The organism is Streptomyces sp. NPDC021080, from assembly GCF_044333225.1.
Lineage (GTDB): Bacteria > Actinomycetota > Actinomycetes > Streptomycetales > Streptomycetaceae > Streptomyces.
Genome location: NZ_JBIRQM010000015.1, coordinates 196,851 through 209,257, shown reverse-complemented (window position 1 = coordinate 209,257; position 12,407 = coordinate 196,851). Strand labels below are relative to the sequence as shown.

Genomic DNA, 12,407 nt, shown 5'->3' with positions numbered 1-12,407 from the left:
TCGTTAAGGTCAAGACGACCACAGGCCGGCCCGGCACGGGCCCCGGCCGCACGCGGGCTACCGAAGGGGCAACGTGAAAGAGCTGCGGATCAGGACACTGGCTGCCGTGTTCGTGGTGGCCGGAGTGCTGTCCTGGGCGGGCGCCCGCCTGTGGAACGCGGTGGGCACGCTGCCCCGGGTCCCGCTGGCCGCCCCCATCGTCCTCGCCCTGATCGCGATCGTCCTCCTCGCGACGGCCCTGTCGCTGCGCGCCCGCCTCAAGGCCCAGCGCGAGCGCCGCCCCGGCGCCAAGGGCGTCGATCCGCTGATGGCCGCCCGCGCGGTCGTCTTCGGCCAGGCGAGCGCCCTGGTCGCCGCCCTGGTGGCGGGGATGTACGGAGGCACCGGAGTGTTCCTCCTGGAGTCCCTGGAGGTCCCCGCCCGCCGCGACCAGGCCATCTACGCCGGTCTGTCCGTCCTCGCCGGGATCGGCGTGATAGCGGCCGCCTTCTTCCTGGAGCGCGTCTGCAAGCTCCCGGAGGACGACGACGAACACCACGGCGGGGCGGCCCCGGTGGCATAGCCACCACGCCGGGGCGCCGGGCCCCGAAGAGGGTCGTCGTCCCCGGGAGTGCCGTCCGGACCGGTCCGGATCAGACTTCGGGTCTCGGGCCCGCAGAGCCTCAGCGGGCCATGATGAGGCTCATCGCCTCGTTGCGGGTCGCCGCGTCCCGCAGTTGCCCGCGCACCGCCGACGTGATGGTCTTCGCGCCGGGCTTGCGGATGCCGCGCATGGACATGCACATGTGCTCGCACTCCACGACCACGATGACACCGCGCGGTTCCAGGATCTCCATCAGGGAGTCGGCGATCTGTGTCGTCAGCCGTTCCTGGACCTGAGGGCGCCGGGCGTAGACGTCGACGAGGCGCGCCAGCTTGGACAGGCCGGTGATCTTGCCGCTGGTGGACGGGATGTAGCCGACGTGCGCGACGCCCCTGAACGGGACCAGATGATGTTCACAGGTACTGAACACCTCGATGTCCTTCACCAGGACCATCTCGTCGTGGCCCAGGTCGAACGTCGTCGTCAGCACGTCCTCGGGCCGCTGCAGCAGGCCCGCGAATATCTCCTTGTACGCCCTCGCGACCCGACCCGGGGTCTCCCGCAGACCCTCGCGGTCCGGGTCCTCCCCGACCGCGAGCAGGAGCTCTCGTACGGCGTTCTCGGCACGCTTCTCGTCGAACTCGCCGATCACGCCCTCGCCGTCCAGCGTCACGGGGTCGGTCATCTGGTCCTCGTTCCTGTGCGTTCTGCGCGTGCCTCGACGCGTCCAAAAGGTGCGGGCACACGAAAATGCCGCGCCCCCCAGGCTAGAACCTGGGGGGCGCGGCATCCATTCCGGGCCTGGTGAGGCCGCCCGGAGCCGAGCGGACTCAGCTGTCGGCGCGGTCCTCGGGGGCCGTCTCCGTGGCGGGGACGGACTCCGTCGCCGTGGCGATGGAAGCCGTCGATCCGTTCGCCCCGTTCGTCAGCGACAGCTCCTTGGGGGAGAGCACCGGCGGGCGGGTGGACGGGGTGCGACGGGAGGAGCCGGTCCACGCGGGGCGGGCCGGGCGCTTCACGATCGGAGCGAAGACCTCGGCGATCTGCTCCTTGCTCAGCGTCTCCTTCTCCAGCAGCTGGAGCACCAGCTGATCGAGCACGTCGCGGTTCTCGACCAGGATCTCCCAGGCCTCGTTGTGCGCGTTCTCGATGAGCTTCTTGACCTCTTCGTCGACGAGCGCGGCGACCTCTTCCGAGTAGTCGCGCGGGTGCGACATCTCCCGGCCCAGGAAGGGCTCGGTGTTGTCGCCGCCGAACTTGATCGCGCCGAGACGCTCGGTCATGCCGTACTGCGTGACCATCGCGCGAGCGGTGGCCGTGGCCTTCTCGATGTCGTTCGCGGCACCGGTGGTCGGGTCGTGGAAGACGAGCTCCTCGGCCGCGCGGCCGCCCAGCATGTACGCGAGCTGGTCCAGCATCTCGTTGCGCGTGGTGGAGTACTTGTCCTCGTCCGGCAGGACCATCGTGTAGCCGAGGGCACGGCCGCGCGACAGGATCGTGATCTTGTGGACCGGGTCGGAGTTCGGGGAAGCCGCCGCGACCAGGGCGTGTCCGCCCTCGTGGTACGCGGTGATCTTCTTCTCCTTGTCCGACATGATCCGGGTCCGCTTCTGCGGGCCCGCGACCACACGGTCGATCGCCTCGTCCAGCATGCCGTTGTCGATCAGCTTCTGGTTGCTGCGCGCGGTGAGCAGCGCCGCTTCGTTCAGCACGTTCGCCAGGTCGGCACCGGTGAAGCCGGGGGTCCGGCGCGCCACCGCGGACAGGTCCACGTCCGGGGCGACGGGCTTGCCCTTCTGGTGAACCTTGAGGATCTCCAGACGGCCCTGCATGTCCGGGCGGTCGACCGCGATCTGCCGGTCGAAGCGGCCGGGGCGCAGGAGGGCCGGGTCGAGGATGTCGGGCCGGTTCGTGGCGGCGATCAGGATGACGCCGCCCTTCACGTCGAAGCCGTCCATCTCGACGAGCAGCTGGTTGAGGGTCTGCTCGCGCTCGTCGTGACCGCCGCCGAGGCCGGCGCCGCGGTGGCGGCCGACCGCGTCGATCTCGTCGACGAAGACGATCGCCGGAGCGTTCGCCTTGGCCTGCTCGAACAGGTCACGGACACGGGATGCACCGACACCGACGAACATCTCGACGAAGTCGGAACCGGAGATCGAGTAGAAGGGAACGCCCGCTTCGCCCGCGACGGCGCGCGCGAGGAGCGTCTTGCCCGTACCGGGAGGCCCGTACAGCAGGACACCCTTGGGAATCTTCGCGCCGACGGCCTGGAACTTCGCCGGCTCCTGGAGGAACTCCTTGATCTCATGGAGTTCCTCGACGGCCTCGTCCGAGCCCGCGACATCCGCGAACGTCGTCTTCGGGGTGTCCTTGGTGATGAGCTTCGCCTTGGACTTCCCGAAGTTCATGACCCGGGAGCCGCCGCCCTGCATCTGGTTCATCAGGAACAGGAAGACGACGACGATGAGGACGAAGGGAAGCAGGGACAGCAGGATGCCCACGAAGGGGTTCTGCTTGGACGGCGAGACGGTGTAGCCGTCCGGGATCTGCTTGTTCTGGAACTTGTCCTGCAGTGTGTTGGCCAGGGCCACGCCCTGGTCGCCGATGTAGCTCGCCTGGATCTTCGAGCTGCCGTCGACCTTCTCGCCGTCCTTCAGCTCGGCCTTGATGATCTGCTCGTCACCAGTGGTGATCTTGGCTGACTGGACCTTGTTGTCATTGATCGCCTGGACGACCTGGCCGGTGTCCACCGTCTTGTAGCCGCCGGACGAACCGACGACCTGCATCAACACGACCACGGCAAGGACGGCCAGCACGATCCACATGACCGGCCCACGGAAGTATCGCTTCACGTCCATCCATACGGAGCGGTGCCGCCCCGTCCCTCCTGCCATAGTGAGTTTGATAAAGGCTGTTCTTCGGACGGTACCCCAGCATTGTCACCCGAAGCCGCAGGGGACTGCTGGCAATCCCGCCCACGCATGCTCCAACGGCGCGAAACCCGCTGGGGTTCCCGAACGTCCTACAAGGACTGAGGCGTCCTCAGGAAGAGGGTGCTCAGCCGCCGTAGACGTGAGGCGCGAGCGTACCGACGAACGGGAGGTTCCGGTACTTCTCGGCGTAGTCCAGGCCGTACCCGATGACGAACTCGTTCGGGATGTCGAAGCCGACCCACTCCACGTCGATCGCGACCTTGGCCGCGTCCGGCTTGCGCAGCAGCGTGCACACCTTGAGCGAGGCGGGCTCGCGGGAGCCGAGGTTGGAGATCAGCCAGGACAGGGTCAGCCCGGAGTCGATGATGTCCTCGACGATCAGGACGTGCTTGCCCTTGATGTCGGTGTCCAGGTCCTTGAGGATCCGCACCACGCCGGAGGACTGGGTGCCCGCGCCGTACGACGACACGGCCATCCAGTCCATGGTGACGGGGGTGGACAGCGCACGCGCGAGGTCCGCCATGACCATCACGGCACCCTTGAGCACTCCGACGATCAGCAGGTCCTTGCCCGCGTACTCCGCGTCGATCTTCGCGGCCAGCTCGGCCAGCTTCGCGTCGATCTCTTCCTTGGTGATGAGCACCGACTTGAGGTCGGTGCCCATGTCTTTCGCGTCCACCCGCATCACTTTCGGTCGTCCGTCCCACTTTTTCTGGGCTCGTCACCTACAGGGCGCCGTGCAACCGGCGATGGTCCCCTTCGGCTCACCCGCGCGGCCGTTCGGACCGCCCGCGACCCGAGTGAAGGGGTCCCGGGGAGCCGCGCGAGCGGCCCCGGTGCAGGGTCCGGTTTCAGCCTTGCCGAATCACCAGTCTGCCACCCTGGCGCTGGGCGACGACTTTGCCCGGGAGATTGATGGCCCCCTGACCACGCCATCCGGTGATCAGCCGGTCGATCTCCTCGATGTGCCGGGCGAACAGCGAACCGGCCGGAGCGCCCGCCTCGATGGCCGCGCGGCGCAGGATCCGGCGGCGTACGGCGGGCGGCAGGACGTAGAGCTTGGCGCACTCCAGGAGGCCGGCCGCGTCCCGTACGGACGCCTCCGCCTGGCTGGCCCACGCGTCGAGCGCGTCGGCGTCGTCCCGGGAGAGCTGGGCCGTACGGGCGAGAGCCTCGACGACTCCCTTGCCGAGCGCCTTCTCGAGGGCGGGCAGACCCTCGTGACGGAGCCGGGAGCGGGTGTAGGCCGGATCGGCGTTGTGCGGGTCGTCCCAGACGGGCAGCGACTGGACCATGCACGCCTTGCGGGCGGTCTGCCGGTCCAGGTGCAGGAAGGGGCGGCGGTAGCGGCCGTCGGCCCCCGAGACCGCGGCCATTCCGGACAGGGAGCGGATGCCGGAGCCGCGGGCGAGGCCGAGCAGGACCGTCTCGGCCTGATCGTCGCGGGTGTGGCCGAGGAGGACCGCGGTGGCGCCGTGGCGCTCGGCGGCGGAGTCCAGGGCGGCGTACCGGGCGTCGCGGGCGGCGGCCTCGGGGCCTCCGTCGCGGCCGACGGTGACGGCGATCGACTCGGCCGGGGCGAGCCCGAGCTCGGTGAGGCGCAGCACGACTTCGTCGGCGCGCAGCTCGGAGCCGGGCTGCAGCCCGTGGTCGACGGTGACGCCACCGGCACGGATGCCGAGCTTGGGGGCTTCGAAGGCGAGGGCGGAGGCGAGCGCCATGGAGTCGGCGCCGCCGGAGCAGGCGACGAGCACGAGCGGCGCCGGGGTGACGCCCTCCCCCGGTCGGGGCCGGGAGCTCGTGCGGGTCTGGTCGTGCGGGGCGCGTGCGGGCACGGCGAGGCTGCGCCGCGTTCCGGGCGCGGGGACGCGTTCCGCGTCGGGCGCGCAGGGGCGCGCGGCACCGCGCGCGGGCGCGCACCGGGTGTCGTGGGCGGGCGGTTGTTCGGTCAGGATGTCGTGGAGTACGCGGCGGACCGCCAGGCGTATCGCCGCGACCGCAGGATGGGGACCCATGTCCGGTTCCCTTCATGAAGTTTTCGGGGGTTAGCCCGGGGATCTGTCACTCAGAGTGTGTAGATGGTGACAGAACCGGGGCGTTCCCCGAGCATTGCACGCCTACCCGTGCTTCACGGTCCCTCGGACGGGTGATAGCAGGAGCGTTTGCCTGCCATCGGCCGGATTCGTTTCACGACCGTCCCGTAGGGTTCACGACTCCGCCTTGCGGTGCACCCGCGCGACCCAGTCCGCCGGTTTGGCGATCTCCGTCTTGGTCGGGAGCGTGTTCGGCGAGGTCCACACCCGGTTGAAGCCGTCCATGCCGACCTCGTCGACGACCGCCCGTACGAAGCGCTCGCCGTCCCTGTACTGCCTCAGCTTGGCGTCCAGGCCGAGCAGTTTGCGCAGGGCCATGTCGAGGCGGGAGGCACCCTTGGCGCGGCGCTGCTGGAACTTCTCGCGGATCTCGGCGACGGAGGGGACCACGGCGGGTCCGACGCCGTCCATCACGAAGTCGGCGTGGCCCTCCAGGAGGGACATCACGGCGGTGAGCCGGCCGAGGATCTCGCGCTGCGCCGGCGTCTGCACGATTTCCACGAGGGAACGTCCGCCGTCGTCCTCCTCGGTGTCGGGGCGGGAGCCGGAGAGCGACTGCGCGGCCTCTCTGATGCGCTCCAGGACGGTCATGGGGTCGACCTCGGTCTCCGCCAAGAACGACTGGATTTCGCCCTCCAGGTGGTCGCGCAGCCAGGGCACGGCCGTGAACTGGGTGCGGTGCGTCTCCTCGTGGAGGCACACCCACAGACGGAAGTCGTGCGGCTGGACATCGAGTTCGCGCTCCACGTGCACGATGTTCGGGGCGACCAGCAGGAGCCTGCCGCCGCCGTTGCCGGAGGCGGTGGGCGCCCCCGCGGGCAGGTCCCGGGTCGCGGGCGCGAACGTCTCGTACTGCCCGAGGACCCGCGACGACAGGAACGACAGCAGCATGCCCAGTTCGACGCCGGTGACCTTGCCGCCGACGACGCCGAGGACGGCTCCGCCCGGGCTGCTCCCGCGCCGTTCCTGCATCTTGTCCAGAAGGGGCTTGAGGATCTCCCGGAACCCGGCGACGTTCGCCCGGACCCAGCCGGGGCGGTCGACGACGAGGACGGGGGTGTCGTGGACGACGTCCTCACCCATACGGGTGAAGCCCCGGACGTGTTCCTCCGAGGCCTTCGCGTGCCGGCGCAGCTCCGCGACGATGGCCCGCGCCTCGTCCCGGCTCACCTCCGGGCCCGGCCGTACGAGCCGGGTCGCGGTCGCCACCGCGAGATTCCAATCGACCATCCCAGTAGATGCAGCACCACCGATGCTCGTCATGCGTCAACCGTACGTGAGCGGGTCCGGCTGCGGTGAGGGTCCGGAGCCGTCCGCGCCCCCGCCGAGGGGCGGGTGGTGCGTGTGGTTCTCACGGGCCGGGAGGGGTCGCGTTCCGCGTACGGCGCACGGCCTGTCGGCGCGCCGGGGTTCCGCGTACGGCGTACGGCGCACGGCCACCGGCGCGCCAGGTTCTGCACGCCAGGTCCTGCGGCCCCATCCCTAGCGGCAGCCGCACGCCACCAGGGCCGTCGCCGTGTGGTCCAGCGCCGCCCTCGCCAGCGCGGCGTCGGGCGGGTTGGAGGCGTCCGAGGTCAGGAAGGCGAAGGCCAGCAGGCGGCCGTCCTTGTCGACGACCGTGCCGGCAAGGGTGTTGACCCCGGTCAGGGTTCCGGTCTTGGCGCGGACGACCCCGGTGGCGGTGGGGGCGTCGGTGTAACGGGTGCTCAGGGTGCCGGTGAAGCCGGCGACGGGCAGGCCGGTGAGGACGGAACGCAGTTCGGGGTGGGCCGCGTCGCCGGCCTTGGCCAGCAGGGCGGTGAGCAGGTCGGCGGAGACCTTGTCGGCGCGGTCCAGGCCGCTGCCGTCCGCGAACTGAGCCCCGGTCAGCGGGAGTCCGAGCTTCTTCAGCTGGGCACGGATCGCCTTCGCGTCCCCGTCGAAGGAGGGTTCCTCGCCGGCGGCGAGGGCGACCTGGCGGGCCAGCGCCTCGGCGATGTCGTTGTCACTGTTGGTCAGCATCCGCTCGACCAGGGCGGACAGCGGCGGCGAGGAGACGGAGGCGAGGGCCTGGGAGCGGCCCGTCGCCTTCGAGGGGCCGGGCGCCGTCGTGGTGATGCCGTGGTCGTGGAGCAGGTCCGCGAACTTGCCGGCGGCGTCCGCCGCGGGGTCGGCGGCGCGCCCGGCCGGCCCGCTCGTCGAGTGGTCCAGGCGCCCCTCGTCGGCCATCAGGGGCGTGACCTTCGCGATGTTCTCGTTGACCCCGATGGGGTGCAGGCCGGGGCCGGAGTACAGCGAGGTGTCGTAGGAGAGCGTCACGTGGTTCATGTGACGGGCCTTCAGGGCGGTGGCCGTCCGCTCGGCGAGGGTGCCGAGGTCCGCCCAGCCGTCCGCGGGCTTGCGGGCGGTCAGCGTCGGGTCGCCGCCGCCGACGAGCACGACCTCCTTGGTGTCGGGCTCCAGGACCGTACGCGTCTGGATGCGGTGATCGGGACCCCGCGCCGCGAGGGCGGCGACCGCGGTCGCGATCTTCGTGGTGGAGGCCGGCGTCTGGACCTGGTCGGCGCCCTTGCCGTAGAGCCGCTCGCCGGTCGCGACGTCGACCACGACGGCGGTGCGCACCGAGCCGAGGACCGGATTGGCCAGCAGCGGGTCGAGGACGCCCGCGAGCGCCTTCGCGGCGGGCGCGGGCACCGCGCTCGCCGTGCCGCCGAGGCCGGTGAGCACGAAGTCGGCGCTGGGCGCGGGCCGGGGTGACGTACGGCGCGTACCGGACGTACGTGCGTGATCTGTGCCACCCTCGGGCGCCCGCGATGCGGCCCAGTCCCGCTCGGCCGTACGCTGGCCGGTGGAGTCCCAGGGGCCGGCCACGGTCGCCGCTCCGGCCGCGAGTGCCAGGCCGACGGTGGCGGCGACGGCTGTGAGCTGCGGCGTCGTCAACCGCACGGCACGCGGCCGCACGGCACGGGTGACCCGCACCACATGCGGTTTCACCGTCCGCGCGATCCGCACCACATGCGGTCTCGCAGCCCGCCAAGCCCTCAGCTCTGGCACGACCACCAGCCCCTTTCGCGATCACCCACCTGCGTGAGGGACACTTAATCACCAGAACTATGTGCTGATCATGGAGGAGCCACCGGTGGAGTTCGACGTCACGATCGAGATTCCGAAGGGTTCACGGAACAAGTACGAGGTGGACCACGAGACCGGTCGGATCCGTCTGGACCGTCGACTCTTCACCTCGACCAGCTACCCGGCCGACTACGGCTTCGTCGAGAACACCCTCGGCGAGGACGGCGACCCGCTGGACGCCCTGGTCATCCTGGACGAGCCGACCTTCCCGGGCTGCCTCATCCAGTGCCGCGCGATCGGCATGTTCCGTATGACGGACGAGGCCGGCGGCGACGACAAGCTGCTGTGCGTCCCGGCGCACGACCCGCGTGTGGAGCACCTGCGCGACATCCACCACGTGTCGGAGTTCGACCGCCTGGAGATCCAGCACTTCTTCGAGGTCTACAAGGACCTGGAGCCGGGCAAGTCCGTCGAGGGCGCCGACTGGGTCGGCCGTGCGGACGCCGAGGCCGAGATCGAGCGTTCCTACAAGCGCTTCAAGGACCAGGGCGGTCACTGACCTCCCCGCGGGCGGTCGCTGACCTCCGCCTCTTCCGAACGGGCCGCGTGCTCCCCCTGGGGGTCACGCGGCCCGTTCGTGTGTCCGTACGCATACTGAGGCGTACGGAAGGCAAGAAGGACAACCACACAGAAGCGAAAGGCGAGGCTGGAGTTGGTGGCGGACCCGGAAGCGGAAGACCGCAAGCCGCACTCGGACGAGGCGAGGAGCGCCTTCAGTCCGCCCACGGGTGTGGCGCCGCCGGGCCCGGCGGCGGCCGACGAGGAATCGTCGACGACCTCGGAGTTCGCGCTCCCCCAGGGCCTCGACGCACCACAGCCCGCCGGTCCGGAGCAGGAGGGCTCGGCGTTCAGCACGCCGCGCACCTACAGCGCCCGGAACGCGCCTCCCGCCTTCACACCCGCGACCGGCGTCCCCCTGGTCAGCCTGACCAAGGACGCGCCGTGGCAGGACCGCATGCGCACGATGCTGCGCATGCCGGTGACCGAGCGGCCCGCGCCCGAACCCGTCCACAAGGAGGACGAGCCGGGGCCCGCCGTTCCGCGTGTGCTCGACCTGACCCTGCGCATCGGCGAGCTGCTCCTGGCGGGCGGTGAGGGTGCCGAGGACGTGGAGACGGCGATGCTCGCCGTCTGCCGCGCCTACGGGCTCGACCGCTGCGAGCCGAACGTCACCTTCACCCTGCTGTCGATCTCGCACCAGCCGTCCCTCGTGGACGACCCGGTGACGGCGTCACGGACCGTCCGCCGCCGGGGCACCGACTACACGCGCCTGGCGGCCGTCTACCGGCTCGTCGACGACCTGAGCGACCCGGAGACCTCGATCCCCCTGGAGGAGGCCTACAGGCGGCTCGCGGAGATGCGGCGCAATCGGCATCCGTATCCCGGCTGGGCGCTGACGGCCTCCGGCGGGCTGCTGGCCGGCGCGGCCTCCGTGCTCGTCGGCGGTGACGCGATCGTGTTCGTCGCCGCGGCGCTCGGCGCGATGCTCGGCGACCGGCTCGCCTGGCTGTGCGCGGGGCGCGGACTGCCGGAGTTCTACCAGTTCACGGTGGCCGCGATGCCGCCCGCCGCGATAGGCGTGGCGCTCACGGTGGCACACGTCGACGTGAAGGCGTCCGCGGTGATCACCGGTGGGCTCTTCGCGCTGCTGCCGGGGCGGGCGCTCGTCGCGGGGGTGCAGGACGGACTGACCGGCTTCTACATCACCGCGTCCGCGCGGCTCCTCGAAGTCATGTACTTCTTCGTGGGGATCATCATCGGCGTCCTGGTGGTGCTCTATTTCGGCGTGAAGCTGGGCGCGCAGCTCAACCCGGACGCGGCGCTGAACATCTCCGAACGGCCGCTGCTCCAGATCGCCGCGTCGATGGCGCTCTCGTTCACGTTCGCGATCCTGCTCCAGCAGGAACGATCCACCGTCCTGGCCGTGACCCTCAACGGGGGCGTGGCCTGGTCGGTGTACGGGGCGATGCACTACGCGGGTGGGATATCGCCGGTGGCCTCCACGGCCGTCGCCGCGGGTCTGGTGGGCCTCTTCGGACAGCTGCTCTCGCGCTACCGGTTCGCCTCCGCGCTGCCCTACACGACGGCCGCGATCGGGCCCCTGCTGCCCGGTTCGGCGACCTACTTCGGGCTGCTGTCGATCGCGCAGAACAACGTCGACAAGGGCCTGGTGTCGCTCACCAAGGCCGCGGCCCTCGCCATGGCCATCGCGATCGGTGTGAACCTGGGTTCGGAGATCTCGCGGCTGTTCCTGCGCCTGCCGGGCGGCTCCGCCGGCGGGCGGCGGGCCGCCAAGCGGACGCGCGGGTTCTGAGGCCCGGACCCGGGGGGCGGGCGCCTCAGTTCTGCGACGGGCCCTGGCCGTAGGGGTACTGCTCGGCGTCGTACGGACGCCGGGGGTCGCCCTGGGGGTGCTGCTGGGCCTGGCCCTGGTCGTAGCCCTGCTGGTAGCCCTGGTCGTACTGCTGCTGGTCGTAGCCGTAGCCCTGCTCCGAGCCGTACTGCTGCTCGGGCCGGTACTGCTGCTGTTGCGGCTGCTGGTACTGCTGCTGGGCCGGGTAGGCGTCGCCCTGACGGCCGTAGCCCTGCCCCTGGTTCCCCTGGTTCCCGTACGACTGCCTCTGACCCTGGCCCTGGTTCCCGTACGACTGGCCCTGGCTCTGGCCCTGACCGCCGTACGACGGACCGTGACCCTGGTTCCCGTAGACCTGCCCCTGGTTCCCGTACGACGGGCCGTGGCCCTGGTCGCCGTGGAACCCGGCGTGGTCCTGGCCGCCGTACGACCCGTCCCGGCTCTCGTGGACCGGGGGCACACGCAGGGGCCTGGTCGCGTCGTCCATGACAGGAGCGGCGGCGTGGGTGCGGGCCGGGAAGGACTCCGGGAAGTCGTCGAAGCCCTGCGCCTCGTACGGCTCGTAGGACTCCTCGGACTCCTCGGACTCCTGGGGCGGGTTCTTCTTGGCCTGGGAGCGGGCGCGCAGGAACTCGATCATGATCGGGACGACCGAGACGAGCACGATCAGGATCAGGATCAGCTCGATGTGCTTGTTGACGAACTCGATCTTGCCGAGCCAGGAGCCGAGCAGGGTGACACCCGCGCCCCACATCACGCCGCCGATGACGTTGAAGGTGAGGAACGGGCGGTACTTCATGCCGCTGACGCCCGCGATGATCGGCGTGAACGTGCGCACGACGGGCACGAAGCGCGCCAGCACCAGGGACTTCGGACCGTACTTCTCGAAGAACTCGTTGGCCTTGACCACGTTCTCCTGCTTGAACAGGCGGGAGTCCGGGCGGGTGAAGAGCGAGGGCCCGACCTTCTTGCCGAAGAGGTAGCCCGCCTGGTCGCCGAGGACCGCGGCGAGACAGATCAGCGGGACCGCCGCCCACAGCGGGAAGTCCATGGCGTCCGTGGCGATCAGCAGACCGCAGGTGAACAGCAGCGAGTCGCCCGGCAGGAAGAAGCCGATGAGCAGGCCGGACTCGGCGAAGACCACCAGCAGCAGGCCCCAGATGCCGAAGTTGTCCAGGAGCGTGTTCGGATCCAGCCAGCTGGGACCGAGGGCAAGCGTCATCACGGGTCCGGGCTCCTGAGGGGTGAGGGAGGTGCGGCGGTCCTTGTCGGCGGCCAAAGCTATCAACGCGTTGTGCCGACGCCAGGTTCCACCCGTGGCTCCAGGATGCACT

Annotated in this window: 10 protein-coding genes; 3 read left to right on the top strand and 7 right to left on the bottom strand. The window is 70.4% G+C overall.

Going from position 1 to position 12,407, the window contains the following annotated elements:
* Positions 1–73: 73 nt before the first annotated feature.
* Entirely contained in the window at positions 74–562 is a 489-nt protein-coding gene (locus ACH4S8_RS32935; protein ID WP_398400601.1) for a DUF3180 domain-containing protein, read from the top strand.
* A gap of 100 nt (positions 563–662) precedes the next feature.
* Here ACH4S8_RS32935 and folE read toward each other — a convergent pair whose 3' ends face one another.
* The 6 genes from folE to dacB form a co-directional block, all read right to left on the bottom strand.
* Positions 663–1,268 (bottom strand): GTP cyclohydrolase I FolE, encoded by a 606-nt coding sequence (gene folE, locus ACH4S8_RS32930; protein ID WP_398400599.1) that lies wholly within the window; start codon positions 1,266–1,268, stop codon positions 663–665.
* 145 nt (positions 1,269–1,413) lie between these two features.
* Positions 1,414–3,441, bottom strand: coding sequence for an ATP-dependent zinc metalloprotease FtsH (ftsH, locus tag ACH4S8_RS32925; protein ID WP_398400725.1), 2,028 nt, complete (start codon positions 3,439–3,441; stop codon positions 1,414–1,416).
* A gap of 199 nt (positions 3,442–3,640) precedes the next feature.
* The gene (gene hpt, locus ACH4S8_RS32920; RefSeq protein ID WP_037625953.1) at positions 3,641–4,201 is read right to left on the bottom strand and encodes a hypoxanthine phosphoribosyltransferase; all 561 of its coding nucleotides are present in this window, start codon (positions 4,199–4,201) and stop codon (positions 3,641–3,643) included.
* A gap of 166 nt (positions 4,202–4,367) precedes the next feature.
* A complete protein-coding gene (gene tilS / locus ACH4S8_RS32915) occupies positions 4,368–5,531 on the bottom strand; it encodes a tRNA lysidine(34) synthetase TilS (RefSeq protein WP_398400596.1) in 1,164 nt (387 codons plus the stop codon).
* Between the two features lie 192 nt (positions 5,532–5,723).
* The gene (locus tag ACH4S8_RS32910; RefSeq protein WP_398400594.1) at positions 5,724–6,872 is read right to left on the bottom strand and encodes a zinc-dependent metalloprotease; all 1,149 of its coding nucleotides are present in this window, start codon (positions 6,870–6,872) and stop codon (positions 5,724–5,726) included.
* Between the two features lie 219 nt (positions 6,873–7,091).
* On the bottom strand, positions 7,092–8,648 hold the full coding sequence (dacB, locus tag ACH4S8_RS32905) for a D-alanyl-D-alanine carboxypeptidase/D-alanyl-D-alanine-endopeptidase (protein ID WP_398400592.1): 1,557 nt from the start codon (positions 8,646–8,648) through the stop codon (positions 7,092–7,094).
* Between the two features lie 79 nt (positions 8,649–8,727).
* On the opposite strand from dacB, the gene ACH4S8_RS32900 reads away from it, so the two are divergent.
* Both ACH4S8_RS32900 and ACH4S8_RS32895 read left to right on the top strand, forming a co-directional pair.
* Positions 8,728–9,219, top strand: coding sequence for an inorganic diphosphatase (locus ACH4S8_RS32900; protein ID WP_037625961.1), 492 nt, complete (start codon positions 8,728–8,730; stop codon positions 9,217–9,219).
* A gap of 156 nt (positions 9,220–9,375) precedes the next feature.
* Positions 9,376–11,034, top strand: a complete 1,659-nt coding sequence (locus ACH4S8_RS32895; protein ID WP_398400590.1) for a threonine/serine exporter ThrE family protein — start codon at positions 9,376–9,378, stop codon at positions 11,032–11,034.
* 25 nt (positions 11,035–11,059) lie between these two features.
* Here the strand turns inward: ACH4S8_RS32895 and ACH4S8_RS32890 are convergent, their stop codons facing one another.
* The gene (locus ACH4S8_RS32890) at positions 11,060–12,298 is read right to left on the bottom strand and encodes a DedA family protein (protein WP_398400588.1); all 1,239 of its coding nucleotides are present in this window, start codon (positions 12,296–12,298) and stop codon (positions 11,060–11,062) included.
* Positions 12,299–12,407: the final 109 nt, after the last annotated feature.

What these genes read in the sequence shown, in the direction of transcription:
- folE (WP_398400599.1), bottom strand. Translation starts at nt 1,268, where the DNA reads ATGACCGACCCCGTGACGCTGGACGGCGAGGGCGTGATCGGCGAGTTC.
- ACH4S8_RS32910 (WP_398400594.1), bottom strand. Translation starts at nt 6,872, where the DNA reads ATGACGAGCATCGGTGGTGCTGCATCTACTGGGATGGTCGATTGGAAT.
- tilS (WP_398400596.1), bottom strand. Translation starts at nt 5,531, where the DNA reads ATGGGTCCCCATCCTGCGGTCGCGGCGATACGCCTGGCGGTCCGCCGC.
- hpt (WP_037625953.1), bottom strand. Translation starts at nt 4,201, where the DNA reads ATGCGGGTGGACGCGAAAGACATGGGCACCGACCTCAAGTCGGTGCTC.
- ftsH (WP_398400725.1), bottom strand. Translation starts at nt 3,441, where the DNA reads ATGGACGTGAAGCGATACTTCCGTGGGCCGGTCATGTGGATCGTGCTG.